At 72.8% G+C, this 26,500-nt stretch carries 19 protein-coding genes, 1 tRNA gene and 3 pseudogenes; 13 read left to right on the top strand and 10 right to left on the bottom strand.

Annotated features, from left to right (window positions below; translation table 11 throughout):
* The first annotated feature begins 237 nt into the window (after positions 1-237).
* Positions 238-1,326 (top strand): LLM class flavin-dependent oxidoreductase, encoded by a 1,089-nt coding sequence (locus AC07AZ_RS14965; protein WP_478847578.1) that lies wholly within the window; start codon positions 238-240, stop codon positions 1,324-1,326.
* 12 nt (positions 1,327-1,338) lie between these two features.
* Here the strand turns inward: AC07AZ_RS14965 and AC07AZ_RS14960 are convergent, their stop codons facing one another.
* Entirely contained in the window at positions 1,339-3,192 is a 1,854-nt protein-coding gene (locus AC07AZ_RS14960) for a putative bifunctional diguanylate cyclase/phosphodiesterase (RefSeq protein WP_478847576.1), read from the bottom strand.
* Positions 3,193-3,570: 378 nt separating this feature from the next.
* On the opposite strand from AC07AZ_RS14960, the gene AC07AZ_RS14955 reads away from it, so the two are divergent.
* Entirely contained in the window at positions 3,571-4,884 is a 1,314-nt protein-coding gene (locus AC07AZ_RS14955) for a M6 family metalloprotease domain-containing protein (RefSeq protein ID WP_478847574.1), read from the top strand.
* Positions 4,885-4,957: 73 nt separating this feature from the next.
* Here the strand turns inward: AC07AZ_RS14955 and AC07AZ_RS14950 are convergent.
* The 7 genes from AC07AZ_RS14950 to AC07AZ_RS14920 all read right to left on the bottom strand — a co-directional run bounded on the left by AC07AZ_RS14950 (position 4,958) and on the right by AC07AZ_RS14920 (position 11,511).
* A tRNA-Lys gene (locus AC07AZ_RS14950) sits at positions 4,958-5,031 on the bottom strand.
* Positions 5,022-5,639, bottom strand: a complete 618-nt coding sequence (locus tag AC07AZ_RS14945; RefSeq protein WP_478847572.1) for a bifunctional DNA primase/polymerase — start codon at positions 5,637-5,639, stop codon at positions 5,022-5,024. Before AC07AZ_RS14945 ends, AC07AZ_RS14950 begins: the two co-directional genes overlap by 10 nt.
* A 241-nt stretch (positions 5,640-5,880) precedes the next feature.
* The gene (locus tag AC07AZ_RS14940; RefSeq protein WP_478847570.1) at positions 5,881-6,249 is read right to left on the bottom strand and encodes a hypothetical protein; all 369 of its coding nucleotides are present in this window, start codon (positions 6,247-6,249) and stop codon (positions 5,881-5,883) included.
* Between the two features lie 139 nt (positions 6,250-6,388).
* Entirely contained in the window at positions 6,389-7,729 is a 1,341-nt protein-coding gene (locus AC07AZ_RS14935) for an AAA domain-containing protein (protein ID WP_478847568.1), read from the bottom strand.
* A complete protein-coding gene (locus tag AC07AZ_RS14930; protein WP_478847566.1) occupies positions 7,726-9,372 on the bottom strand; it encodes an MCP four helix bundle domain-containing protein in 1,647 nt (548 codons plus the stop codon). Before AC07AZ_RS14930 ends, AC07AZ_RS14935 begins: the two co-directional genes overlap by 4 nt.
* On the bottom strand, positions 9,363-10,661 hold the full coding sequence (locus tag AC07AZ_RS14925; protein ID WP_478847564.1) for a hypothetical protein: 1,299 nt from the start codon (positions 10,659-10,661) through the stop codon (positions 9,363-9,365). The genes AC07AZ_RS14930 and AC07AZ_RS14925 overlap by 10 nt, the downstream gene beginning before the upstream one ends.
* Positions 10,558-11,511: a phosphatase PAP2 family protein gene (locus AC07AZ_RS14920; protein WP_478847562.1), complete on the bottom strand. Its 954-nt coding sequence runs from the start codon at positions 11,509-11,511 to the stop codon at positions 10,558-10,560. The genes AC07AZ_RS14925 and AC07AZ_RS14920 overlap by 104 nt, the downstream gene beginning before the upstream one ends.
* Positions 11,512-11,728: 217 nt before the next feature.
* On the opposite strand from AC07AZ_RS14920, the gene AC07AZ_RS14915 reads away from it, so the two are divergent.
* Positions 11,729-12,325: a histidine phosphatase family protein gene (locus tag AC07AZ_RS14915; RefSeq protein ID WP_478847560.1), complete on the top strand. Its 597-nt coding sequence runs from the start codon at positions 11,729-11,731 to the stop codon at positions 12,323-12,325.
* Between the two features lie 183 nt (positions 12,326-12,508).
* Here the strand turns inward: AC07AZ_RS14915 and AC07AZ_RS14910 are convergent, their stop codons facing one another.
* Positions 12,509-14,014, bottom strand: coding sequence for a tetratricopeptide repeat protein (locus tag AC07AZ_RS14910; RefSeq protein ID WP_478847558.1), 1,506 nt, complete (start codon positions 14,012-14,014; stop codon positions 12,509-12,511).
* A gap of 270 nt (positions 14,015-14,284) precedes the next feature.
* Between AC07AZ_RS14910 and AC07AZ_RS14905 the strand changes: the two genes are divergently transcribed.
* Both AC07AZ_RS14905 and AC07AZ_RS14900 read left to right on the top strand, forming a co-directional pair.
* Entirely contained in the window at positions 14,285-14,704 is a 420-nt protein-coding gene (locus AC07AZ_RS14905) for a hypothetical protein (RefSeq protein WP_478847556.1), read from the top strand.
* Between the two features lie 52 nt (positions 14,705-14,756).
* Complete coding sequence (locus AC07AZ_RS14900; RefSeq protein ID WP_478847554.1) at positions 14,757-15,626, top strand: spermidine synthase; 870 nt, start codon at positions 14,757-14,759, stop codon at positions 15,624-15,626.
* 47 nt (positions 15,627-15,673) lie between these two features.
* On the opposite strand, the pseudogene AC07AZ_RS14895 reads toward AC07AZ_RS14900, so the two are convergent.
* Positions 15,674-16,141 (bottom strand): annotated as a pseudogene (locus AC07AZ_RS14895) (hypothetical protein); the annotation flags it as partial.
* Positions 16,142-16,250: 109 nt separating this feature from the next.
* Here AC07AZ_RS14895 and AC07AZ_RS14890 point away from each other — a divergent pair.
* From AC07AZ_RS14890 to AC07AZ_RS14855, 8 genes and pseudogenes are all read left to right on the top strand, one after another.
* Positions 16,251-16,952, top strand: coding sequence for a response regulator transcription factor (locus tag AC07AZ_RS14890; protein WP_478847552.1), 702 nt, complete (start codon positions 16,251-16,253; stop codon positions 16,950-16,952).
* Positions 16,949-18,348, top strand: a pseudogene (locus AC07AZ_RS14885) (sensor histidine kinase). The gene AC07AZ_RS14890 and the pseudogene AC07AZ_RS14885 overlap by 4 nt, the downstream one beginning before the upstream one ends.
* A pseudogene (locus AC07AZ_RS14880) lies at positions 18,349-19,236 on the top strand (chitinase); the annotation flags it as partial.
* A gap of 692 nt (positions 19,237-19,928) precedes the next feature.
* Positions 19,929-21,251 (top strand): ABC transporter substrate-binding protein, encoded by a 1,323-nt coding sequence (locus AC07AZ_RS14875; protein ID WP_478847550.1) that lies wholly within the window; start codon positions 19,929-19,931, stop codon positions 21,249-21,251.
* Positions 21,248-22,231, top strand: a complete 984-nt coding sequence (locus AC07AZ_RS14870) for a carbohydrate ABC transporter permease (RefSeq protein WP_478847548.1) — start codon at positions 21,248-21,250, stop codon at positions 22,229-22,231. Before AC07AZ_RS14875 ends, AC07AZ_RS14870 begins: the two co-directional genes overlap by 4 nt.
* A complete protein-coding gene (locus AC07AZ_RS14865) occupies positions 22,228-23,121 on the top strand; it encodes a carbohydrate ABC transporter permease (protein ID WP_478847546.1) in 894 nt (297 codons plus the stop codon). Before AC07AZ_RS14870 ends, AC07AZ_RS14865 begins: the two co-directional genes overlap by 4 nt.
* Before the next feature lie 50 nt (positions 23,122-23,171).
* Positions 23,172-24,485 (top strand): glycoside hydrolase family 36 protein, encoded by a 1,314-nt coding sequence (locus tag AC07AZ_RS14860; protein ID WP_478847544.1) that lies wholly within the window; start codon positions 23,172-23,174, stop codon positions 24,483-24,485.
* Positions 24,482-26,488 carry a beta-galactosidase gene (locus tag AC07AZ_RS14855; protein ID WP_478847542.1) on the top strand — a complete coding sequence of 669 codons (2,007 nt, stop codon included), beginning with the start codon at positions 24,482-24,484 and terminating at the stop codon, positions 26,486-26,488. Before AC07AZ_RS14860 ends, AC07AZ_RS14855 begins: the two co-directional genes overlap by 4 nt.
* The last annotated feature ends 12 nt before the right edge of the window (positions 26,489-26,500 follow it).

Genomic DNA, 26,500 nt, shown 5'->3' with positions numbered 1-26,500 from the left:
GGCTCGCCGGCGGTGTGGCCCGCGGGCGGCGGAGCGTCTGGCAACCTCGCGCCCCGCCGTGCCCTGCCGTGCCCTGCCGTGCCCTGCCGCGCCCCCGCCCCGCCCCGCCCCGGTCGGCCCGCGGGCGGAGCAGCGTGCGGCAACCATGCGCCCCGCCCGCTCCCGGGAATAAAGCGGAGTCACCCTCCTGTTACGGGGGAAGGACCGCAGACGCCCGAACAGCAGGAGGCATCCACCGTGACCGCAGACGAGATCCGGGGCACCACCCACGGCAGCGCTCCCACCCCCCTCTCCGTCCTGGACCTGGTCACCGTCGGCGCGGGCCGCACCGCCGGCGACGCCCTCCGCACCAGCGTCGCGCTGTCCCGCCTCGCGGAGTCCCGGGGCTTCCACCGCTACTGGGTCGCCGAGCACCACTCCATGCCGGGCGTCGCCTCCTCGTCCCCGGCCGTGATCCTGGCCCACCTCGCCGCCCACACCGACCGCATCCGCCTCGGCTCGGGCGGCGTCATGCTGCCCAACCACGCGCCGCTCGTCATCGCCGAGCAGTTCGGCACGCTGGAGGCCATGGCCCCGGGCCGGATCGACCTCGGCCTCGGCCGCGCCCCCGGCACCGACGGCGCCACCGCCGCCGCCCTGCGCCGCTCCGAGCGCCTCGACGAACAGGCCGACGACTTCCCGCAGCAGCTTGCCGAACTCGTCCGCTTCCTGGACGACGACTTCCCCGACGGCCACCCCTACCGCCGTGTCCACGCCGTCCCCGGCCCGATCCAGGCGACCTCGCCCGGCGGTGTGCAGTCCCCGCACCGGCCGCCCGTCTGGCTGCTCGGCTCCTCCGGCTTCAGCGCCCGCCTCGCCGGTGTCCTCGGCCTGCCGTTCGCCTTCGCACACCACTTCTCCGCACAGAACACCGTCCCGGCCCTGGACCTGTACCGGGAGTCGTTCAAGCCGTCCGCCGTACTCGACGAGCCGTACGCCCTCATCGGGGTCTCCGCGCTGGCCACCGAGGACGAGCGGGAGGCCCGCCGCCAGGTCCTGGCCGCCTCCCTGAACATGGTCCGCCTGCGCACCGGCCGACCGGGCCTGGTGCCCACCCCGGAGGAGGCGGAGGCGTACGAATTCAGCTCGATGGAGCGGGAGTTCATCAACTCCTGGAACGCCAACGTCGTCCACGGCACCCCCGACGAGGTCCGCTCCGGCCTCGACGACCTGCACAAGCGCACGGGCGCCGACGAGTTGATGATCACCTCCCACGCGCACGACGGCGACCTGCGGCTGCGCTCGTACGAACTGATCGCGGACGCCTACGGACTGCCCACCGTCTGAGCCCCGCGCGGCTCAGACCTGGGGGCAGGCCCGCACACCCAGCAGTCCGGAGATACGATCCGGCGGCACCGGCCGCGAGTACAGCCACCCCTGACCGGTGTCGCAGCCGATCCGGCGCAGCCGTGATGCCTGCGCCGACGTCTCCACGCACTCCGCGGTGACCGTCAGCCCCAGCCGGTGGGCCAGCTGGATCATCGCCTCGACGATGACCTCGTCGGCCGGGTTCGGCGCGACGCCCGCCCCCTCGTACTGGAAGCCCCGGACGAAGGACCCGTCCAACTTCAGTACGGACACCGGCAGTCGGCTGAGATAGGCGAGGTTCGAGTAGCCGGTGCCGAAGTCGTCGATCGCGATCCGCACGCCCATGTCGCTGAGGGCCTGGAGTGCCTGCAACGGCTGCCCCGCCGAGCCCATCACCGCGGACTCGGTCAGCTCCAGTTGCAGCAGATGCGGCGCGAGGCCCGTCTCCTCCAGGATCTCCGCCACGTCCGCGACCAGGTCCGAGTCCCACACCTGACGGACCGCCACGTTCACACTGACGAAGATGGGTGGCTCGTCGGGGTGGTCGACCTGCCAACTGCGGGCCTGGCGGCAGGCGGTGGCCAGTACCCACCGGCCCAGTGGCACGATCGAGCCGTCCTCCTCGGCCAGTGCGATGAACCGATTCGGCGGCAGCATCCCGAACTGCGGGTGCTGCCAGCGCACCAGCGCCTCCACCCCGCGCAGCCGGCCGTCCTCCATGCCCACCAACGGCTGGTACTCCAGCCGGAACTCGCCGCGCTCGATGGCCGGGCGGAGCGTGGAGGCCAGTGCCTGACGGGTCATGCGGTGGGCGTTGCGTTCCGGATCGAACAGCGTCCAGCGGGATTTGCCGTCGGCCTTCGCCCAGTACAGCGTCGTGTCGGCGGCCTGCATCAGACCCGTGGCACTGGTGCCGGCCGCGTGCCGTTCCACCACTCCGATCGACGCCGACAGCGACAGCCGCTGCCCGGCGATGTCGAACGGCGCCTGGAGCGACTTCAGTACGGCCTCGGCGAGATCGGCGAGCTGCTCGGTGCCCGTCGAGTCCTCGACCAGCAGGGCGAATTCGTCGCCGCCCAGCCGGGCGACCAGCGGGGCACTCGTGCGGGCGTGGCCCGCCTCGTCGGCGCAGCGGGTGAGGCGTTCGGCCACGGCGGCCAGCAGCCGGTCGCCGACCCGGTGCCCGAGCGTGTCGTTGACGGCCTTGAAACCGTCCAGGTCCAGGTAGCACAGCCCGATCCGGCCGGTGCCGCTCTCCTCGTACGACTCCGCCTCCAGGGCGGCCGAGAGACGCTCGAAGAACAGGGTGCGGTTGGGCAGCCGGGTCACCGGGTCGTGCATCTGCAAGTGCCGCAACCGCGCCTGGAGTTCACGCCGGCCGCTGATGTCGGCGACGGACACCAGGACGCCCTGCTCCTCGTCCGGCAGGGGTGTCACGGTGACCTGCACCCACAGGGAGTGCCCGTCGGGATGCTTGAGCCGGCGGGTGCAGCGCAGTCTGGCCTGGCGGCCGCGCAGCATCTCGCGGTAGGCGTGCCAGGTGCGGGCGTCGGACGCCAGGTCGACCAGGTCGGCCGCCACACGTCCGGCGAGCGCGTCCTCGCCGGTGCCGAGCAGGGTGCCGAAGGCGGCGTTGGCGCTGACCACCAGGCCGTCCCGGCCGGCCACCGCCATCGCCAGCGGGGCGGCGGAGAAGGCAGAGCGGAAGCTCGCCGGTGAGGTGGGTGAGGCCGAGGGCGCCGGTGGGGCCGGCGCCGTACCTGATGGTGGCTCTACGTGACTCTCTGTGACGGCCGGCCGGATGAGGTCTGCCGCGGGCGTCGGCCCTTCGGACGTTCCGCTCACCGCTCACTCCCGCAGTGCACTCGGTCTTCGGATGGGTCTCGTCGGGATGGCCGGCCGGGTGGAGGATCGGCCGCCCGGGCCGTGTCCGTGCAGGAAAGGTCAGGAAAGTGTGCCGATCATAGAGGTTGGCCCCCGGCCCTTCCAGCCACTGTCCAGTGTCGCCGAAGCTGCGGCCGTTCTGACAGATCGTTTCTGCCCGCAGCTGGACGGGTTCTTGGGCCCTCTGACCGGTTGTGACGTTCCGTGAGCGTTTCGGGGGTGTCGTTTCCGACGGTCAAGGCGTCCTCTCACTCTTCTGGTGCAGACAAACAGGACGCAGTACTACAAATACACACAAGCTGGGTGGCGGTGTCCCGCGAACCGCTCCCGGAGGTCCACGTGCCGCGTCAGCTCCCTCTCAGGGCACTCACCCGTGAGGCCGTCGAGCGGTTGGGCCGAGTGGGCGCCCGGCCCCGACTGCGCAGCACCGCGGCCGTGTTCACCACCATGTCGGCGCTGGCCGCCACCTCGATCCTGACCGGCCCGTCGGTCGCCGAGCCGTTCGCCTCGTCACCGTGCGCCCTCCGGCGTACGACCGCCCACCACTCGGAGGGGCTGGACACCTGGAACGCGGACTATCCGCGCCCGGCCCGCGCCCTGGACGCCGTGATGGTCTTCCTGTCCTTCCCGGACGCGGCCCCGCGCACCACCCCCGCCGAACTGGCCGCCGACCACTTCCCGGCCACCAGCCGCTTCTTCGAACACGCCTCCTACGGCAGGTTCACCCTGCGCCCGCACCCGCTGCGGCGGTGGATCCGGATGCCCCGGCCCTCGACCTCGTACGCCATACGGCGGGACTGGAGCCCCGTCCACCGGGCCGACTATCTGCGTGACGCCCTCGCCGCGGCCGACCCGTACGTCGACTTCTCGCGCTACGAGGTCGTCTACTTCGTCGCCGACCCGGACGCGCCCGGCGTGGACTCGGACGCCACGAAGGTGGTGAACCTGGACACCCCGCTGCGGGCCGACGGCACGGACATCCGGCGGGTCGTCACGGTGTTCGAGAAGCATCCGCCGGACCGGCTCGTGCTGGCCCACGAGACCGGGCACGTCTTCGACCTGCCCGACCTGTACCACCGGCCGGTGGACGGCAAGGGCGACTGGGACACGTACGTCGGCGACTGGGACCTGATGGGCAGTCAGTTCGGCCTCGCGCCCGACCTGTTCGCCTGGCACAAGTGGAAACTCGGCTGGCTGGAACCCCGTCAGGTCACCTGTGTACGGGGACCCGGCCCCACGGTGCTGACGCTGGAACCGCTGGGCGCGCGGCCCGGCGTCCCGGTCGTGGGCGCCGCCGGGGCGCCGGCCTTCGGCCCGGGGCGCGGCGTCAAACTCGCGGTGGTGCGGACAGGCCCCGACAGCGTGCTCGCCTTCGAGGCGCGGGGGCCGGTGGGCGACGACGCCGCCGCCTGCCGGCCGGGCGTTCTCGTCTACCGGGTGCGCGGCGGGGAGGAGTCCGGCGGCGGTCCCGTCCAGGTGATCGACGCCCACCCGCGCACCGAGGCGTGCTGGGAGAACTCCGTCTACCCGCCGCTCGCTGACGCGCCCGTCGCGCTCGGCGAGACCTTCACCGTGCCGGGCGACGGTGTCCGCGTGAGGGTGGAGGGCCGGACGCCCTCGGGAGCGTGGACGGTGAGCATCACGCCCCGCTGAGGCACGATCGCGCGACAACGCGGAAGGCGAGGACGGTTCGCGTCACCGCGAACTGTCCTCGCCCTCGTCATTGTGCGCCGCCAGGGACTCGAACCCCGGACCCGCTGATTAAGAGTCAGCTGCTCTAACCAACTGAGCTAGCGGCGCCTGCTGACGTCGTAGACCTTAGCATCCTGATCGGCGGGAGGAAAAATCGAAATCCGTACCGCCGCACGGGTCGCCCGCACGGCCGCCCACAGCAGGATCTCCGGGCCCGGCAGCCAGGGACGACAGGTGTCCGGGGCCACCAGCCAGCGGCCGTCGAGCCGGGTTCGGGAGCGGGTGGCGCCCAGGGGTGGCGGCACGGTCACCGCGTCGCCGGTGCCGTGGCACAGCAGGGGCGGGATCGCGCCCGTGCGGGCGCACTCCCCGTCCGGAGTGCCCCACTCCTCCCAGCGCATCAGCGACGGCAGCCGCTGGGCCGTGCCCGGCGCGGCGAACAGCAGCATCCGCCCCCGGTCCGCCGCGACCGGCCCCGACCCCGGGCCCTCGTCCCACAGGCGGTCGACCATCCGGCGCCCGAACACCACGGGAGCGCTGACCACGTCGAAGACCGCGCCGCAGGGGAGCACGACCGGCGCGTCCGGCCGTTCCGCCCACAGCGACAGCGTGCTGCGGGGATGGGGTCCCGCCGAGGCGAGCCAGGCGGCACCGTCCGGGGTGACCCCCGAGGCGTCGGAGCGGTCGGCGAAGGACTCGGCACGTGTGCGGCTCATGCCGACTACATCTACCGGCCGTGAGCCCACCGCTCCCGAGGGTTACCGGAAACCGGGACAGGGGAGAGAGGAGGGGAGTATCTTGCCCGCCTGGCATATGCCATAGAGGGATTGCCCGAGAGGTACGACCTCTCGGCACCCTGTAGGGGCGAACCCGCTGCGGGCTTTCCCGGTGCGGGTCCGGGGTTCTCCGGCACGGGGGGTTTTCCCGGTACGGGGCGCGGCGCCCGCCGCCCCCTGCTCACACCGGGTCGACGTGCCCCGTACCCTCGACGGCGCCGCTCAGCAGGTCCCGGCCGAACTCGACCATCCGCTTCGCGTAGTCCTCGGTCCACTCGGCCCGCTCGGCGATGTCCGCCGGGGTCAGCCGGTCGAAACGGCGGGGGTCCGCCAGCTGCGCCGCGGCGATCGCCTGGAACTCCACCGCACGGTCGGTCGCCGCGCGGAAGGCGTGCGTCAACTCCGTCGCCCGGGCCAGCAGCGCCCGGGGGTCGTCGATCGACTCCAGGTCGAAGAAGTGCTCCGGGTCGTCGGCCACCTGGGTGGGCTCGAAGAGCAGGGGCGCGGGGCGTAGCCGCGGTTCGTTCCGACGCGGCGTGGGCTCCGCCATGTCTTCTCCTCCTCGTGTGTTGCCGGTGGCCCGTCTGCGGAGCGGACCACCGTCCATTGTCCCGCGCCCGCGCAAGGGGGCCCGGAACGCTCCGCCACTCCCAAGCCCGCGAACCCCCGGGATGTTCCCCCGGCCGGGATCAGGGCCGCCAGGACACCCGGTGCTCCGCCAGCCTGGCCAGCACGGAGTGGTTGGCCTCCCAGCCGTCCGGGAACTTCACGACCATGCCCAGCTGCACCGGCTCCGTCGACGGATAGTCGTCCAGCAGCTCGCTCACCCCGGCCCGGCACACCACGATGCAGGCGTGCCGGTGGCGGGAGGCCAGGACACACAGCCGGCCCGTCTCCAGGTGGAAGGCGGTGGCGTCGGGACGGCCGGAGAGGGGATGCAGGACGACCGTGACGTCGTACTCACGGCCCTGGAGGCGGTTGGCGGTGTCCACGGTGACGTCGGTGACAGCGAGTCCGGCCAGGGCCGCCCGGACCGCCGCGGCCTGGTCCCGGTGCGCGGTGCCGACCGCGATCCGGCCGGCGGTCAGCGCGGCGGGGTCGGCGGAGCGCTCCGAGGTGGCCGCGCCACCCCGGTCCAGCAGACGCCGTACGACCGTCGCCACCGCCCGGACCGCCTCCGGGTCGGTCCGCGGGGTGTGCCGCGCGGGCAGCTCCAGCAGGCCCCAGCCCGCCTCGGCGGCCTCGTCGATCACCCGGTCGGGGCCGGAGCCGTCCGAGGGGACGGCGAAGGCGAGCCGCCGGTCGCCGTGGGCGGTGCCGCTGCGGAACGGCGTGAACGGGTAGAAGGCGTCCGAGACCAGGGGCGCCGCCGACGCCGGCAGGCGCCAGGACACCGGCAGCCGGTGCTGCGGCAGCTCGGGGTTGTGCGCCAGCAGGGTGGTCACCGCGGAGGCCGACGGGTCGTACGACAGGCCCGCCCACTGCTCGGCGCCGACGATCGAGAACGGGTCCAGCTGGCCCGGGTCGCCCACGAACAGGGCGTGTTCGAACAGACCGGCGACGGCGAGCAGGGCGTCCGAGCGCATCTGGTACGCCTCGTCCACGATGGCGTGCCGCCATGGCTCGTCGACCTTGACGTGCGCCCACTTCGCGGCCGTGGAGACGACCACCGGAAGCCCGGCGAGGTCGGAAGCCTTGGCCGAGGCGCGGACCCCGGGCAGCGCGTCGAGCACCTTGTCGTAGGGGTCGGCGTCGCTGCTGTGCAGGCGGCCCACCGGCAGGTCGGGACTCTTCTCGGCGAGCCGGACGACCAGGTCGTCGACCTGGGCGTTGGTCTGCGCGACGACCATCAACGGGCGCCCCGCCTCGGCCAGTTCCAGAGCGGCGCGCACGACGAGCGTGGACTTCCCGGCGCCCGGCGGGGAGTCCACGACCACGCCCCGGTGGGCGCCGTGCAGGGTGTCGCCGAGGATCGCGTCGGTGGCCCGGCCCGCCTCGGCCCCGGGATCGAAAGCGGTCCGGGCGGTCACAGGACGTCCTCCGGGGTCGGCGGGTCGGCGGGTTCCGGTACGGCCGCGAGCTCGCCCGGCGGGCCACCGTGCGTCCACGGGGTCTGCTCCGGGTCGGGCAGCTTCGCCCCGCCGCGCTGCTCGTGCTCGAAGAGCGTGAAGCAGACCAGGTCGCCCTTCTCGGGCACCGACCCCGTCTCGGGTTCCTTGCCGCGGCCCATCTTGTCGACGATCCGCAGGACCAGGAGAACGGTGTCGTCGTCCCCTTCGCCGCGACCGCCGGTCCCCTCCCGGGCGCCGTCCGCGGGTTCCGTGCCGACGAACTCGGCGGCCTGCGGCTTGCCGCCCAGCGAGCGGAACACCTTGGCGCGCTCGGCGAGGTGCGGCCGGTCCTGCGTGCGCACGGTCACCAGCGGGCGCGGGCTGGGCCGCCTGCTCTCGCTGTACGCCATGACGACATCGGTGACCTCCCCCGCGAACGCCTCCCCGGCCAGCCGCCGCCCGGCCATCACCAGCGGATCGTCCAGCGCCTCCTGGGCCTCCAGGCGGGCCTGTTCGCGCTCGCGCGTGGCGAGTTTGTTCGCCGCGGTCACCGCGTCGTCGCGGCGCGGCTGGGGCGGCTCCCCGGCGACGACCCGGTCGCGGTGGCCGGTGAACGACCAGCGGTCGCGCGTCCACCGCTCCTCGACGTGCGCCCCCTCCGGCAGCTCCCGCAGCAGGTCGAGGCCGCGCCACACGGCGTCCCAGGTGGGCCGGGTGCGGCTCTCGACCAGGTCGCGGATGGCGCGCTCGGCGGTGGTCAGCGCGCCGAGCCGGTCGTCCGCCTCCAGACCGTCCACGGCGGCGGCCAGCGCGGTGCGGGCCCGGTCGTAGCGCTCGATGGCGGGGGCGAGCAGTCTGTTGTCGAACGCCGGGTCGGTGGCGGGTCCCGCGGGCGGGCACAGCAACTGGCCCTGGCCGTCCCGGGCCAGCTCGGCCCTGCGTGCGGCCTCCGCGCCCGCCCATCCCTCCGGCGGGTCGATCCAGGCGAGCAGCGCGCCCAGGTGCTGGTCCTCCAGGCTGGACTGGCCGGTCGCCCAGTGCCGCGACAGCAGCTCCGTCATGGCCGCGAGCAGCGAAGAGCCGGGTACCCGGGCCCGCTCCCCGAAGTGGGTCAGCCAGCGGCCCAGCAGCGGGACGCGGGGCGGCGCGGGGTGCGGCGCCTCCGGGTCCTCGTCCGCCGTACGCCGGAAGCGCGTGGAGCGTCCCAGCAGGCGCACCAGCTCGATGCCCGCGCGGCTCGGAAGGATCAACTGGGGTGCGTCCGCGCAGAGTTCGACCTCGACTTTGACCCGTTTGCCGGTCTCCGGGTCCGTCTCGCCGCGCTCGGCGGCCTCGACGACACCGGCGTAGGAGTCGACGTGGGGCAGGACGATGTCGGCCAGCTCGGCCAGGAACGCGAACCGCAGGTCGCGGTCGCGCGGCTGTGGTACGACGAGCAGGTGCGGTGCGTTCCGGTCGGTGCCGACCAGCGCGCCGAGCGGGGCGCCCGCCTCACCGGCGGTGATGAGCGGCACGAGGACCATGGGCCGGTCGGACAGGTGGCGGTGGCGGACGGTTGCGGCGGGCTGGGCGCGGCCCGTGCTGACGGCTTCGAGGCGGGCCAGGGTGGAGATCAACGACATCCGGCGGCCTCCTGGCCGAGCGCGGCCGGCCGGTCCGCACGCGCGCGGTGGCCGCCGACTCCGGTGTCCGCGGGGGGCCGGTGTCCGCCGAGGGCCTCCGCGCGCAGCCTGGCCGCCCTGCGCAGGGCGGCCACCGCCGGATCGTCCGGGTCGCCCGCCTCGCCGCGGGCCGCGGCCAGGACGTCCTCGACGGTGGTCAGGCCGCCCAGTTCCGCGCGGACCGGGCGGCCGAGTGTGGTGACGGCGCCGGCCGCGCGGGAGCGCTCGCGGCAGTGGAAGGCGAGCTCGCACGCGGAAAGGCACTCGGGCGCGTACGTGGCCGGGACGGACTCGACGGCGGCGGTCAGCTCGGCGGCGGGCAGGCCCGGGGCGAAGCAGGTGCCCTCGGGGAGCAGGTCGGCGATGTCCTGGATGCGGGTGAGGCGGGCCAGCTGCCGGCCGGTGACCGCGCGCTGCTTGCGGACGTCGACGGCGGACGCGGTGGCCAGGTTGGAGAAGTCCTTCGGACAGACCAGCAGGACGCGATGACGCACGCGCGGGGCGACGCCCTCCGCCCGCACCCCGCCTGCGGCGGGTTCGGCCGGTTCCGCGCCGAGACGGGCGGCGGCCTCCTCCAGCGCGAGCACGTACACCGCGGCCTGCCGGGCGGCCGCGCCGACCTTCGAGGGGTCGGCGGACCCGTCCAGCATCGGGAAGGACTTGATCTCCACGACCGTCCAGCTGCCGTCGGGGTGCACCACCACCGCGTCCGGTTCGAGGAAGGCGGGGGAGCCGGCCACGTCGAGGGCGAGCATCGGGTGGTCGAGCAGGGTCCAGCCGCCGGACGCGGTCGCCTCGCGCAGCGCCAGGGCGGTACGCGCGGCGCGGCCCTCGGGGCCGATCGCGGCGAGGTCGGGCACCGCCGCGTCCGCCGGGGGCGGAGCACCCGGGTCGAGCTTCTCGCGCACCAGCCGCAGCAGTTCCGCGCCGCCGTCCGCCTTGACCCGCGCCTCGAACGCGTTGCCCCGGGTGAGCGCGAACTGTGACTGTCCGAAGGCGGACGGCGAACCGAGCGCGCTCGCCAGATTCGCCTTGTCCACCCCGGCGCCGTCGAGGATGGCGCGCCGGTTGCAGCCCGGGTTCGCGGCCAGGGCCGCGAGGGCGCGGGCGTCCAGCGCCTTGGCGGGTACGTCGGGACCGCGCAGGTCAGCGAGCCGCTGCCGGAGTCTCGTCCCCCGCGTCCGTGGGAGAGGTACCCGGCTCGGCTCCGGAACCGACCCGTGACTCGCGCTGCCGTGGAATTCGCTCACCCACGGAAGTCTGGCATCCGGCACTGACAATCGGGGCCACCGTGTCACGTGAGCTCGTCGCGACGGGTGAGCCGTCGCCCTCGAACCGCGTCCTGACCCGGGCGGCGCCCCGCAGCACGTACGGCGCGAGCAGCAGACCGACACCCATCGCCGCCGCGCCCGCGACCGCGTCGAGGAAGTAGTGGTTCGCGGTGCCCATCACCACGAGCGTGGTCAGCAGCGGGTAGGCGACGCCCAGGACCTTCGTGGTACGCGTCCCGCCGTGGCGCCACAGCATGACCCCGCACCACAGGGCCCAGCCCACGTGCAGGCTGGGCATGGCCGCGTACTGGTTGGTCATGCCGCCCATGCCGCGCGGCGCGCTGGCCTCGCCGCCCCACCAGCCGTACGAGCTGTACTGGGCCATCGTGTCCACGAACCCGTGGCCCGCCGAGAGGAGACGCGGCGGGCAGGTCGGCAGCAGGGTGAAGCCGATCAGGCCGATGAACGTCGACGTCATCAGCCAGGTGCGGGCCGTGCGGTAGTGCGCGGCACGCGAGCGGAACAGCCAGATCAGGATCGCCGGCGTGACGAGGTAGTGCAGCGAGGCGTACCAGAAGTCGGCCGGCACGCCGATCCAGCTCTCCCGGGTGAACAGGCGGTTGAGCGGGTGCTCGGCGTTGAGGTGCAGGACCTTCTCGACCCGCAGGATGGTCAGCCCGTGGTCGACGGCACTGGTCACGTCCCCGCGCGCGAGGAGCCGGCCGGCCGAGTAGCAGGCGTAGACGAGGACGATCAGTGGCAGCTCGGTCCACCAGCGCAGGGGGGTTCGTGGGCCTGCCTCGATGCCCGGTGTCTCGGTCTGCGGCATCCGATCGCCCTCCCCCTTCGTCCCTGTGCGGCCTCCGGTAGTCCGGCCGTGCCACTTTACGGCGCATGTGCCCGCCCCTGGTGGGGCACCCCCGTGTGATTCCCCACGGGCGCCCCGGCCCTCGAAGACGCAGGGATCGGCCGCCGGGTTGCCCCCGCCAAGGGTGCGAGATGATGGAAGTCCTCCGCTTGTCTTTTCCTAGAAAGGTCCCTCTCGCATGGCACCGCGCATCCTGCTGGCCCGGCACGGACAGACGCAGTGGTCGCTGTCCGGCAAGCACACCGGCAGGACCGACGTGCCCCTGCTGGAGGAGGGGCGGCGGGGCGCCAAGCTGCTCGGCGAGCGTCTGCACCGGGCGCCGTTCGACGGCCTGGCCGGGGCCGAGGTGCGCACCAGCCCGCTGGCACGCGCGCGGGAGACCTGCGAACTGGCCGGGTTCGGCGAGCGCGCGCGCCCGTGGGACACGCTGATGGAGTGGGACTACGGCGCCTACGAGGGCATGACCCCCGCGGACATCCAGGACGCCCGCCCCGGCTGGCTGATCTGGCGGGACGGCGTCCCGCGAGGCGAGTCACTCGCCGAGGTGACCGCGCGGGCCGACGAGGTGGTCGCGTGGGTGCGGGCGGCCGACCGGGACGTGCTGGTGTTCGCGCACGGGCACATACTCCGGTCCATCGGCGCCCGCTGGCTGGGCCTGCCGATCGACTTCGCCGCACGCATCAGGCTCAACCCGACGTCCCTGTCCGTCCTGGGCTGGGCCTACGGCGAACCGGCGATCGAGAGCTGGAACGACCTGGGGCACCTCGCGGGGTAGCGCGCGCCTGTCGGTCGGCCCGCCGGTCGCGGGGGCGCGCCTGTCGGGGCGGCCTGTCTGTCGCGGGGCATGGGTGTCGGGGCGGTCCGGTCGTCGGGGGTGTGGGTCTGTCGGGGCGGCCTGTCTGTCGCGGGCGGGCGTGTCAGGGGCGGTCCGCCTGCCGAGGGGCGCCGCCGCCCGTTGTCATGCCGTGCGCGGTGACGACGCGTGCCTCTCCAGGAAACCCGACACGCCCGAAGCCCGCCGGTGAGGACGCAACACGCGCGCGGTGCCCGCCAGCATCGCCTGGATGCGGGAGGACTGCACCTCGCCCAGCAGGTCCAGGACGCGCGTGCCCGCCGCCGCGGACTCGTCGGGGCGGCCGCCCCGGGCGAGGTCGTCCGCCAGTTCCGCCGTGTACAGCGCGATGTTGCGGGTGAAGTGCGGGTCCTGGAGATGGGCCGCGCGGCGCGCGTGCCGGGCCGCGCGCTGCCAGTCGCCGAGGGTCGACCAGCACTGGGCCTCCAGTGCCTCCAGTTCGGCCTCACCGAAGAAGCTCATCCACTCGGGGTCGGCCTCCGAGGAGCCCCGCTCGAAGTACGCCTGCGCGCGGGCGAGGGACTGCTCACAGCCGGCGCGGTCGGCGAGTCCGGCCCAGCCGCCAGCCTCCCGCAGCGCGAGCAGCGACATCAGGCGCGGGGAGCCCAGCGAGCGGGCGACGCGCTGGGCGGCCTGGGCCGCGCGGACCGCCTCCCGCGGCCGGCCCGCGTCGCGGGCGAGGAACGCCGTGTTGCAGAAGGCGTGCGCCTCCAGGGCGTCGTCACCGGTCATCCGGGCGGTCGCGAGCGCCTCCGCGTAGTGCGAGCGGGCGTCGTCGAACCGGCCCGAGTCGTGGGCCAGCCAGCCCACCGAGATGGCCAGTTCACCGGCGCCCGAGTGGAGCCGGTCGGTGGTCGCCTGCCGGGTGGCGCCCGCGTCGAGCAGCGCGTACGCGGCGCGCAGCGGGGCCGCCGCGCGCCGGTAGAGGCCGTCCGCGCCGTGCCGGTCGTCGAGCAGCCGGATCCGGCGGACGGCTTCCTCGAGGGCTCCCGTCTCGGCGGCCCCGACACGGCGTACGGGGCGTCCCGCGGCGGCGGCCCCGTGGGCGAGCCCGAGGGGGCCCAGTGAGGCGGCGGCCACCGTGGCGCCCCCGCCGGTCATGAATGCGCGACGCAGCACGTCGCTCTCCTCGTGGATCTCGTGACGCTCGTGGATCTGGTGTGGGTCGTAGGGCTGGTGAGGGTGGTACGGGTCCTGCGGGTCCCGCGCGCCCTGTGGGGGCGGCGGGTTCCCCGTCTCATACGGCCCACCGGCCCCCCGCGTCTCATCGGAGACGTACGCCGGGTGCGCGGCGGGCGGCCCTTCGGCGGCGCGCCCCCGGCGTCCGCGGACGGACGAGCGGGGGGCGAAGCCCAGGTCGGCGAGCGTGCGGCCGGGAAACATGTGCAGGAACACCCGTTCGTACGCGTAGTTGGGACAGCGGATCTCGCCGGCCTCGACGCGGCCGACGTAGCGCGCGTCGCAGCTGACCCCCTCGCCGATCTCGCGGGCGGCCCGTCGTACCGCCGCGGCGAACTCGGCCGGCGAGCGCTTGCCGCGCAACTGCCGGAAGACGAGATTCGGCTGCGGTGGGGTGGGGGGCTGGGACGAGGTCACCATGGACGACGTCATGGCCGGGTCCTCTCGTGCGAACCGTCGAACCATGCCGGATCCCGGGTGAGTTGTCCGTGTGTCTCCCGATGTCCGACGGGCAAAACGTACCCGTTGTGTCGGACCCGCCACGCAGGGTTTGGCTACAAAACGGATATCTCATCCACGATCTGCCATGAACTGCCATCCTTTGCGGCGGACTTCCGCCGTAGCCGTTGACGTGCCGACGCGTTGTACCCGGTGGACCGGGAGCCGCCCGACTCCCGATCCGCTCGTCCGAGGAGGGGTTGCGTGGTGGAGGCCGGGACTGAGACCCGTCAGAACATCGATTCCCGTCCGCGGCCCGGTGCGCCCTCGGGTGCGGCCGCCGCGTGCGATCTCGTCACCGTACCGACGCGCCAGGGGCTGGAGGCGGTCGACATCCTGCGGCGCGGGGTGGGCGACGCGGTGGGGCCCGTACTGCACGACGGCGGATGCGACACGCTGGGATTCGTGGTGCCGCCGGGGACCGCGGCCGCCTGGGACGTGCCGGGCAGCACCTGCACCGAGACCGACGGGCGCGGGCTCAGCCTCAACCCCCGGCCTCCGGTCGAGGGCTCGGCCTGGCTGCTGCCGCCGGGTGAGGCGGACCCCGCGACCGATCCGGCGGTGCTGCGCGCGGCGCTCGGCGAGGCGGCGCGGCTGATCGCGGCGGCGGACAACTGCCGGTGACCCCGCCCGACCTCGCTGGGCCGGCCTCCGCACGCCCCCTGATAATGACCCCATGGGAAAGTCCAGGAACCCCCGGCGCAAAGGTGGGGCCGCCGAAGCCGTCGTCGAGGCCGTCGACGGCGGGCTCGCCGAGCTCATACCCGACCGGGACCGGGCGCGGGCCTGGACGCTGCTGATCGACGGGGCACCGCAGTCCCACGTCGACCTCGCCGACCCGGCGTACCTCTCCTTCGAGTACCAGCGCCGCCTCGGACACGTCATCGACCTCGTCGCGCCGCCGGGAAAACCGGTGCACGCCGTGCATCTCGGCGGCGGTGCGCTGACCCTGGCCCGCTATGTCGCCGCGACCCGCCCCCGCTCCACCCAGCAGGTCGTCGAGCGGGACGCGGCCCTGGTGCAACTGGTCCGCCGGGAGTTGCCGTTGGACCCGAACGCGCGGATCAGGGTGCGTTCCGCCGACGCCCGCGAGGGACTCGCCAAGGTGCCCGACGGGTGGGCCGACCTCGTCATCGCCGACGTGTTCAGCGGCACCCGTACCCCGGCCCACCTGACCTCGACGGAGTTCCTCGACGAGGTCCGCCGGGCCCTCGGTCCCGGCGGCTGCTACGCCGCCAACCTCGCCGACGGGCCGCCGCTGGCCCACCTGCGCGGCCAGATCGCCACCGCCGCCGCCCGGTTCGCCGAACTCGCGCTGGTCGCCGATCCGGCCGTGCTGCGCGGCAAGCGCTTCGGCAACGCCGTCCTGGTCGCCTGCGACCGGCCGCTGCCGGTCGCCGAACTCACCCGGCGGGCCGCCTCCGACCCGCACCCCGCCCGGGTCGAACACGGCTCCTCGCTGCGGGACTTCACCGGCGGGGCGGTGGCGGTCACGGACGCGGCGGCGGTGGCCTCGCCGGCCCCGCCGCCGTCCGTCTTCAGGTGACGGCGGCCACCGGCGGCCGTACGTGCTCCGGCCACGTGTCTCAGTAGGAACTCCACCCTGATCCACGACTCCGTCTTCCACACCTGCATCGACCAGCCCGCGCCGGGCGTGGCCGACACCAGGGTCGCGGACGTCTCGCCGAGGTCGAAGACCGCGCGCCCACCGTCCGTGTCGTAGCCCTTGACCTCGCCCGACGTCGTCGCGGAGCCGGCGGGGGCGCCGGTGCTCGCGGAGCTGCCCGGCGCCGGGGTGGACGTCGCGGCCGACCTGCTCGGCCGGTGCGGCGGGCTCTTCGACGCGTTCTTCGCGGAACTCCGCGACGGGGCGGGCCGGCCGGTGGCGGAGGCCTGCGGCCTCGACTCCTGGGTGGTCGCGTCGACCGCCGCGATCGGCAGGGCGCGCGGCGGGTCGTAGGCCGTGCCCGCCATCACCGTGTGGACGCCCCACCACGACAGCGTGACCGCCGCGCCCGTGGCGAGCGACCAGGCCAGTACGTGTACGAGTCCTCTGCGCATCGCGGCCATACTGCCTCACCCGCACCACGGGCGCCCACCGGTTGTCCACAGAAACTGAGTTGTCCACAGGCCCCGACCGGGCCCGTGCGCATGGCGTACGGTGCGGCGCATGGCAAGTGTGCTCGTGGTCGAGGACGACCAGTTCGTACGCTCGGCGCTCATCCGGCATCTGACCGACGCCGCCCACACCGTGCGCAGCGTCGGTACGGCGCTGGAGGCGCTGCGCGAGGTCGCCCAGCTCCGTTTCGACGTGGTCATCCTGGACCTCGGACTGCCCGATCTCGACGGCTCCGAGGCCCTGAAGATGCTGCGCGGGATCACCGACGTCCCGGTGATCATCGCCACCGCGCGGGACGACGAGGCGGAGATCGTCCGCCTGCTCAACGCCGGGGCTGACGACTACCTCACCAAGCCGTTCTCCGTCGAGCACCTGTCGGCCCGGATGGCGGCGGTCCTGCGGCGGTCGCGCGCCGCCGGGGAGGCCGCCCCGTCCACCGTGATCCGGGTCGGCGGACTGAGCGTCGACCCGCTGCGCCGCCAGGCCGAACTGGACGGCTCGCGACTGGACCTGACCCGCCGGGAGTTCGACCTGCTCGCCTTCCTGGCCGGCCGGCCCGGTGTCGTCGTCCCGCGCAGGGAACTGCTCGCCGAGGTGTGGCAGCAGTCCTACGGCGACGACCAGACCATCGACGTCCATCTCTCCTGGCTGCGGCGCAAGCTGGGCGAGACGGCCGCGACCCCGCGCTATCTGCACACCCTGCGCGGGGTCGGCGTGAAGCTGGAGCCGCCCGGGGCGGAGCCGTCGCGATGAGATGGGCACTGGTCAAGGTCTGCCTCGCGGTCACCACGATGGTCGTGGTCGCCTTCGCGGTGCCCCTCGGGCTCGTCATCAAGGAGATGGCCCGGGACCGCGCGTTCTCCAACGCCGAGCGGCAGGCCGCCGCCGTGGCCCCCGCCCTGTCCATCACCGCCGACCGCGACCAGCTGGAGCGGGTCGTGGCCTCGGCCGGCTCGGACGCCGGGATGGCCGTGCACATACCGGCGGGCGGCACGTCGGCCGCCGTGGACATCGGCCGGCAGCGTGCCGCGGCCAAGGACATCGCCACCGTGCGCCGACTGGGCCGCGCCTCCACCAGCGAGGTGCCCGGCGGCTCCACGCTCCTCCAGCCGGTCGCGTTGAGCTCCGGCGAGATCGCCGTCGTCGAGGTGTACGTCCCCGAGTCGGAGGTCAGCAACGGCGTCGGCACGGCCTGGGCGGTGCTCGCCGCCGTCGGGGCCGCGCTCGTCGTCGGCTCGGTCGCGGTCGCCGACCGGCTGGGGGTACGGATGGTGCAGCCGGCGCAGCGGCTCGTGGAGAGCGCGCACGAACTGGGGGAGGGGCAGCTGGGCGCCCGGGTGCCCGAGGAGGGGCCGGCCGAACTGCGGCTCGCGGCCGTCGCGTTCAACTCCATGGCCGACCAGGTCGTACAACTACTGGCGAACGAAAGGGAGTTGGCGGCCGATCTGTCCCACCGGCTGCGCACCCCGCTGACCGTGCTGCGGTTGAACGCGGCCTCGCTCGGGCAGGGTCCGGCCGCCGACCAGACCCGGTCGGCGGTGGCGCAGCTGGAGCGCGAGGTCGACACCATCATCCGTACGGCCCGGGAGGCCAAGCCGCAGACCGCGGCCGCCGGGCCGGGCGCCGGCTGTGACGCGGCCGAGGTGGTCCGGGAGCGGATGGGGTTCTGGTCGGCGCTCGCCGAGGACGAGGGCCGCAAGTGGCGGGTGGCCGGGGCGGACCGGCCGGTGCGCATACCCGTGGCCCGGGCCGACCTGGCCGCCGGCCTCGACGCGCTCCTCGGCAACGTCTTCCGGCACACCGCGGAGGGCACGGCCTTCGCGGTCGACGTGCACAACGGGGAGGACGCGGTGATCGTCCTGGTGTCGGACGCCGGTCCCGGTATCCGCGACCCCGAGGCGGCGTTGGTGCGCGGGCGGGGCTCCGGCAGCGACGGCTCGACCGGGCTCGGCCTCGACATCGTGCGCCGGCTCGCCGAGGCGACCGGCGGGGACGTGCGGATCGGGTCCTCGGTGCTCGGCGGCACCGAGGTGCGGATCTGGATCCAGCTGGACGGCCGGGAGCCGGAGCGGCGAGGTCACCGGGGGCCGTACGCCGCCGGCGCGGCAGATTGGTCTCTACCTTTAACCGTCCCCGATCCCTTCCTTAAGCGCGCTTCGCCCCGTACGTAGACACCTCCCTCTACCCGGCCTTCGACCTGCTCGCGAACGCCGGGGCCACCGGGGTGAAGAACTACAACCTCGCCTTCGTCACCGACGGCGGCGGCTGCACCCCGAAGTGGGGCGGGGTCACCGACCTCGCGAGCGACGGCGTGGCCGCGCAGATCGGGGCGCTGCGCGCCAGGGGCGGCGACGTGCGGGTGTCCTTCGGCGGCGCGTCCGGCTCCGAACTGGCGACGACCTGTGCGTCGGCGGACGCGCTCGCGGCGGCGTACGGCAAGGGCGTGGACGCCTTCAGGCTCACCAAGGTCGACTTCGACGTCGAAGGCGGCGCGTTGCCCGACGCGGCCGCGAACACCCGTCGGGCCCAGGCCATCGCCAAGCTCCAGCGGCAGCACCCGGGCCTGGAGGTGTCCTTCACCCTGCCGGTGATGCCCGAGGGGCTCACCCAGGACGGAGTGAGCCTGCTGAGCAACGCCAGGTCGAACGGCGTGAAGATCGAAGCGGTCAACATCATGGCGATGGACTACGGCCCCGCGTACAGCGGTGACATGGGCGACTACGCCGTGCAGGCCGCCACCGCCACGCAGGCCCAGGTGAAGGGCGTGCTGGGGCTGTCCGACAGCGCCGCCTGGCGGGCGGTCGCCGTCACTCCGATGATCGGCGTCAACGACGTGGCCTCGGAGATCTTCAAGGTCGACGACGCCTCGCAGCTCGTCACCTTCGCGAAGAGCAAGGGGCTCGGCTGGCTGTCGATGTGGTCCGGGACCCGGGACAAGCAGTGCCCGGGCGGCGCGAAGAACTCCGCGGACGCCACCTGCAGCTCGGTCGTCCAGGACACGAGCGCGTTCTCCAAGGCGTTCGCGGCCTTCAAGTAAACCCGGCACTGCCCGGCACCACCCGGCACCACCCGGCACCACCCGGCACCACCCGGCACTGCCCGGCACCACCCGGCACTGCCCGGCACCACCCCTACGGCGGCCCGCCTGAGGCCCGCCTGAGGCCCGAGGAGCCTCTTCCCGGCCCTCAGGCGGTCCGACCGCCGCCCCGTTCACCCTCGGGCCCGCCAGAGCCGCCCCCCACCGTCTCCGGCGGGCCTGAGGGCCTCCACCGCCCCCAATGGTCCGATCTCCGGCTCCTTCCGGGGGTGAGCCGTCTCCGCCACCCGCCGATGGGCCGGGGGCGCCGCGCTCGCCCCCCGGTGGCCCCCGTGGCCGGCAGCGGCCCGCAGCCGCCTCCGCGGGGCTCCGGTGGAGGGGGCGGGGCGCCTCTCGGCGGGCCGGGTTTTCGACCCGGTCCACAGGTGCCGGGACTCGCTCCGCCCACCGCTTCCGTGCACGTCAGAGACCTGCGAGGCGCACCGCCACATGGCTGTGCGCCTTCTGTCTTTGCCAGGACAGGACCGGTGATGTCGATTACGTTTCGACAACTGGAGGCATGACCTCTTGACGCATGACGGACATACGAGTGTTATTGCGCCACCGTGTTCGGTCACGTTGGTTTCTGGTCGGTTACGACGACTGCAAGCGTGACGCATCAGACCGAACCCTGTTTCGTCAGGAGCCCGTTCATGTCCGATCTCTCCCCCTCCAGCCTCTCCGGCCTGTCCCGCCTCGCCCCCAGCCGCCGCAGCCTGCTGCGGGGCATCGGCGGCGCGGCGGTCCTCGGCGCCGGCATACCCCTGCTGAGCGCATGCGGCGACAGCGGCTCGGCCAGCGACCCGAAGACCGTCTCCCTCGGGTCCAACTCCTCCGACGCGGTGCCGAAGAAGGCGTTCGCCGAGATCTACGCGGCCTTCACGAAGCAGTCCGGCATCAAGGTCGATGTGAACACGAAGGACCACAACACCTTCCAGGAGCAGATCAACTCCTACCTCCAGGGCACGCCGGACGACGTCTTCACGTGGTTCGCCGGCTACCGGATGCAGTTCTTCGCGGCCAAGAAGCTCGCCACCCCCATCGACGACGTGTGGGCGAAGATCGGTGACAACTTCCCCGCCGCGATGAAGCAGCTCAGCAAGGGCGAGGACGGCAAGTACTACTTCGTGCCGCTGTACACGTACCCGTGGGCGGTCTTCTACCGCAAGAGCGTCTTCAAGCAGCACGGTTACACCGTCCCCACCACCTGGGACCAGCTGGTCGCCCTGTCGAAGCAGATGAAGAAGGACGGCCTGGTGCCGATCGCCTTCGGCGACAAGGACGCCTGGCCGGCGATGGGCACCTTCGACCAGATCAACTTCCGCCTCAACGGCTACGACTTCCACAAGTCCCTGATGGCGGGCAAGGAGTCGTGGACCGACGCCAAGGTGAAGGCGGTCTTCGACCACTGGGCCGAGCTCCTCCCGTACCACCAGGACGGCTTCATGGGCCGTACCTGGCAGGACGCGGCGCAGACGCTGGTGTCGAAGAAGGCCGGCATGTACGTGCTGGGCACCTTCGTGGCGCAGCAGTTCACCAACAAGGCCGACGTGGACGACCTTGACTTCTTCGCCTTCCCGGAGATCAACTCCGCCTACGGCCAGGACACCGTCGAGGCGCCCACCGACGGCTTCATGCTCAGCAAGAGCCCGAAGAACAAGTCGGGTTCGGCGAAGCTCCTGGAGTACCTGGGCACCCCGGAGGCCGAGGCCGTCTACCTGAAGGCCGACTCCAGCGTGGTCGCCGCCTCCAGCAAGGCCGACACGTCCTCGTACACGGCGCTGCAGAAGAAGGCGTACACCATGATCAGTGAGGCGAAGAGCCTCACCCAGTTCATGGACCGCGACAGCCGTCCGGACTTCACCTCGACGGTGATGCAGCCCTCCCTGCAGAAGTTCCTCCAGAACCCCAAGGACGTGGACAGCCTGCTCGCGTCCATCGAGCGCCAGAAGAAGACGATCTTCGCCTCCTCATGACCACCGACCTCCCCACGCAGAAGTCCCCGGAGGCGGCCGAGGTGCCGCCTCCGGGCACCGCCATCAAGAAGAAGCGCGTTCCGCGCGGGCACCGACGCCTGCTCACCCGCCGGGACCGCATCACGCTCGGCCTGATGGCCGGCGTGCCGACGATCCTGCACGTGGCGCTCGTCTGGCTCACCGCCCTGGCCTCGATCGCCCTCGCCTTCACCACCTGGGACGGCATCGGCTTCGACTCCATCAAGTGGGTCGGGCTGGACAACTTCCGGGACCTGTTCAGCAACAACCCGCAGTTCTGGCCGGCCCTGCAGCACAACGTCATCTGGTTCGTCGTGCTCATCGTGATCCCGACCCCGTTCGGCCTGTTCCTGGCCGTGCAGCTGGACAAGAAGATCCGGTTCAGCCGGGTCTACCAGACCGCCTTCTTCCTGCCGGTCGTGGTGTCGCTGGCGGTCACCGGGTTCGTCTGGCAGCTCATCTACAACCCCGACACCGGCCTGATCAACAGCCTCATCGGGGCGAACAAGCCCGGCCACTACATCGACTGGATCGGTGACCCGCACCTCAACCTGTGGGCCGTCCTGATCGCCGCGTCCTGGCGGCACACCGGCTACATGATGATCCTGTACCTGGCCGGTCTCAAGGGCGTCGACCCCTCCCTGCGGGAGGCCTCCGCGCTGGACGGCGCGAACGAGTGGCAGACGTTCAAGAACGTGATCTTCCCGACGCTGCGGCCCACCAACACCGTCGTCCTGGTGGTCACCATCATCGAGGCGCTGCGCGCCTTCGACCTGGTGTTCGTCTTCAACAAGGGCGCCCAGGGCACCGAGCTGCTGTCGATCCTGATCACCAACAACATCATCGGTGAGTCCAGCCGGATCGGGTACGGGTCGGCGATCGCCGTCGTCCTGCTGGTCATCTCCCTCGTCGTGATCATCCCGTATCTGGTGGCCACCTTCCGGAAGGAGCGGCGCGCATGAGCACCTCCACCGTCGCGCTCGGCGCGAAGCAGCGCACCCCCCTCCGCCCGGCGCGGGTCGTGCTGCACGTGTTCCTCGTCGTCACCTCGCTCGCCTGGCTCGCCCCGCTGCTGTGGGCGGTGTTCGCCGCGCTGCGGCCGTACGCCGAGACCAGCGACAAGGGGTACGTGTCCTGGCCGGACAAGCTGAGCCTCGAGAACTTCACGAACGCGTTCAAGCAGTCCGACATGATGCACTACTTCGGCAACACGCTGATCATCGCGGTCCCGGCCGTGCTGCTGACGCTGCTGCTGTCGTCGATGGTCGCCTTCTACGTCAGTCGCTTCGACTTCCGGCTCAACATCTTCCTGCTGCTGGTCTTCACGGCCGGCAACCTGCTGCCGCAGCAGGTCATCATCACCCCGCTGTACCGCCTGTACCTGCTGGTGAACCTGCCGGGTGTCACGGACAGCGGCAAGCTGTACGACTCCGCGCTCGGCCTGGTCCTCATCCATGTGGCGTTCCAGTCCGGGTTCTGCGCCTTCGTGCTGAGCAACTACATGCGCATGCTGCCGCACGAACTCACCGAGGCCGCGCTGGTCGACGGGGCGTCGGTGTGGCGGATGTACTGGCAGATCGTGCTGCCGCTGTGCAAGCCCGCGATGGCCGCCCTGGCGACCCTCCTCTCGATCTGGATCTACAACGACTTCTTCTGGGCCATCGTGCTGATCTCGACCGGCGAGAACATGCCGATCACCTCGGCCCTGAACAACCTCTCCGGCCAGTACTTCACCGACCCCAACCTGGTCGCCGCCGGTGCCCTGCTCACCGCGATCCCGACCCTGATCGTGTACTTCGCGCTCCAGCGGCAGTTCGTCAGCGGTCTCACGCTGGGCGCCAACAAGGGCTGACCCGTCCCGTCCACCGGCCGGACCAGCCCCCTTTGTGAAAGAGAACCACCGTGCCCCACCCCTTCACGCCCGTGGCCTCCGTGCCCGTGGACGTCCGTACCGCCCGCGTCCACGAGGAGGGCTGGCAGTCCTGGAGCCCCAGCGGCGCCTACGCCCTCGACGCGGCGCCGTACCGCCCGACGAACGACAACTGGGCGACCGTGTGCTACCGCCCTGGCGTCACCGTCCCGGCCGGCGCCTTCCAGGGCGAGGGGCTGCTCGCGCTCGACCCCGGTGACGGCTCACCGGTGCGGCTGTGGGCGGCGGCCGACCCGACCCGCGAGGTGCCGTCGGTCCGGCTGACCGTCGCGGACGGGGTGGCGGAGGTCCTCGCCGACGGCCCCGTGAAGGAGTGGACGGGCCCGGACATCCAGTCGGTGCTGGCCGACTGGGCGGCCGGCCTCGGCCTCGCGGCGCCCCGCCCGGCGCCCACCGTCTGGTGCTCCTGGTACGAGTACTTCACGGCCGTCACCGAGGACGACATCCACGAGAACCTCCGCGCGATGGACACCCTCGACCTGCCCGTCGACGTCGTGCAGATCGACGACGGCTACCAGAGCGCCCTCGGCGACTGGCTCACCCTCTCCGGCCGCTTCCGCTCCCGCCGGGACATCGCGGACGCCATCCGGGCCCGGGGCCGCCGGGCGGGCATCTGGACGGCGCCGTTCCTGGTGGACCCGAGCAGCGAACTGGCCGCCGGGCACCCCGACTGGCTGGTGCGCGACACCGACGGCGGCTTCGCGCACGCCGGCCGCAACTGGGGCCACGACCTGCGCGTCCTGGACACCACCCACCCCGACGCGGCGGCCTACCTGACCGAGGTGTTCACCACCCTGCGCGCCGAGGGCTACGACTACTTCAAGACCGACTTCCTGTACGCGGGCGCGCTGGACGGCGTACGGCACGCGTCCGGTGACGCCCTCGCCGCCTACCGCGCGGGCGTCGAACTGATCCGCGCGGCCATCGGCCCGGACGCCTACCTGCTGGGCTGCGGCGCACCCGTGCTGCCCTCGATCGGCCTGTTCGACGCCATGCGCGTCAGCCCCGACACCGCCCCGCACCGCCTCCCCGAGGCCGGCGACTACAGCCAGCCCGGGCAGGACCCGGCCGAGTTCACCGGCGCCGGCCGCCAGTGGCAGCACGGCCGTCTCTGGGTCAACGACCCCGACTGCCTGATGGCCCGCCCGGCGGTGGAGACCCGTGAACGCTGGGCCGCGCACGTCGAGGCGACCGGCGGCCTGATCGCCTCCAGCGACCGCCTGCTGTCCCTGGACGCCTGGGGCGTGACCACAACCCGACGTCTCCTCACGGGAGTTGACCAGTGAGCCGCACCCTCTCCGTTCCCGGCATCGCATACGGCGGCGACTACAACCCGGAGCAGTGGCCGGAGGAGGTCTGGGAGGAGGACGTACGCCTGATGCGCGAGGCCGGGGTGAACCTGGTCAGCGTCGGCATCTTCTCCTGGGCACTGCTCGAACCCGCCGAGGGCACCTACGACTTCGCCCGGCTGGACCGCGTCCTCGACCTGCTCCACGCGAACGGCATCGCCGCCGACCTGGCCACCCCGACCGCGGCGCCGCCCGCCTGGTTCTTCCGGGCCCACCCCGAGGCCCTGCCCGTCGACCACGACGGCCGCACCCTCTCCTACGGCAGCCGCCAGACCTTCTGCTCCAGCAGCCCCGCCTACCGGACGGCCGCCCTGCGCATCGCCGGGGAGCTCGCCCGGCGCTACGCGGACCACCCGGCCGTGGTGATGTGGCACGTGCACAACGAGTACGGCTGCCACAACGCCGAGTGCTTCTGCGACGCCAGCGCGGCGGCCTTCCGGGTGTGGCTGCGCGCCAGGTACGAGAACCTGGACGCGCTCAACGACGCCTGGGGCACCACGTTCTGGAGCCAGTGGTACTACGACTGGGACGAGATCATCCCGCCGCGCGCGACCGGCGCCGTCCCCAACCCCACCCACCGCCTCGACTGGCGCCGCTTCTGCAGCGACGCCCTGCTGTCGCTGTACGAGGCGGAGCGCGACGTGCTGCGCAGGGCGGCCCCCGAGCGGCCCGCCACCACCAACTTCATGGTGATGCACAACTTCGACGCGCTGGACTACTGGCGCTGGGCGCCCCAGCTGGACATCGTCTCCAACGACCACTACCTGCGCTCCACCGACCCCGAGTCGCAGATCGACATCGCGCTCAGCGGCGACCTGGTCCGCTCCCTGGCCGGTGGCCGCCCCTGGCTGCTGATGGAGCACTCCACCGGCGCCGTCAACTGGCAGCCGGTCAACCGGGCGAAGAACCCGGGGGAGTTGCGCCGCAACGCCCTCGCCCACGTCGCCCGCGGCGCCGACGGCATCGCCTACTTCCAGTGGCGGGCGGCGAAGGCGGGCGCCGAGCAGTGGCACTCGGCGATGCTGCCGCACGCCGGTACCGACAGCCGGATCTGGCAGGACGTCGTCGCGCTGGGAGCCGACCTCAAGGCCCTCGCCGAGGTGCGGGGCAGCACCGGCGCGGCCGAGGTCGCGGTGGTGTGGGACTGGGACGCCAAGTGGGCCCTGGAACTGCCCTCGCAGCCCAGCGACCGGGTGCGGTATCTGGACCTCGTCCGGTCCTGGTACGAGCCGTTGTGGCGCTCGGGGGTCGCGGTCGACTTCGTCCGCCCGGACGCCGACCTGTCCTCGTACCGTCTGGTCCTGGTCCCCAGCCTCTACCTGGTCGACGACGAGTCCGCCGCCAATCTCACCGCCTTCACCGCCCGTGGCGGCACCCTCGCGGTGGGCTTCCACAGCGGCGCCGTCGACGAGAACAGCCATGTCCGGCTGGGCGGTTACCCGGGCGCCTTCCGCGAGGTGCTCGGCGTCCGCACCGACGAACTGTTCCCGCTGCTGCCCGGGGAGACGGTGGAACTGGACAGCGGCGGTACGGCGTCGCTGTGGACCGAACGCGTACGCCTGGACGGCGCGCGGGCCGTCGCCTCCTACACCTCGGGACCCCTCACCGGTGTACCGGCGGTGACCCGGCACGCGCACGGCACCGGCACCGCCTGGTACCTGGCGACGCTCCCCGACACGGACACCCTCGCCGCACTGCTGGACCGGATCCGCACCGAGGCGGGAGTGGCACCGGTCCGGGTCACACCGGAGGGAGTGGAAGCCGTCCTGCGGCGGGGCGAGGACGCGGACTACCTCTTCCTCGTCGACCACCGGGGAGCCGGCGCACAGGTGCCCGTCGCCCCGGACGCCGTCGAACTGCTCACCGCCGAAACCCTGAAGAACGGCACGGTCACCGTGGCGCCGGGGGGCGTGGCCGTCGTACGGGAACCACGCCACTGAGCGGGCCGACCC

It is taken from the genome of Streptomyces sp. NPDC043878 (assembly GCF_056435735.1).
The sequence above is the reverse complement of the archived record's forward strand: the minus strand, read 5'-3'. Positions and strand labels throughout refer to the sequence as shown.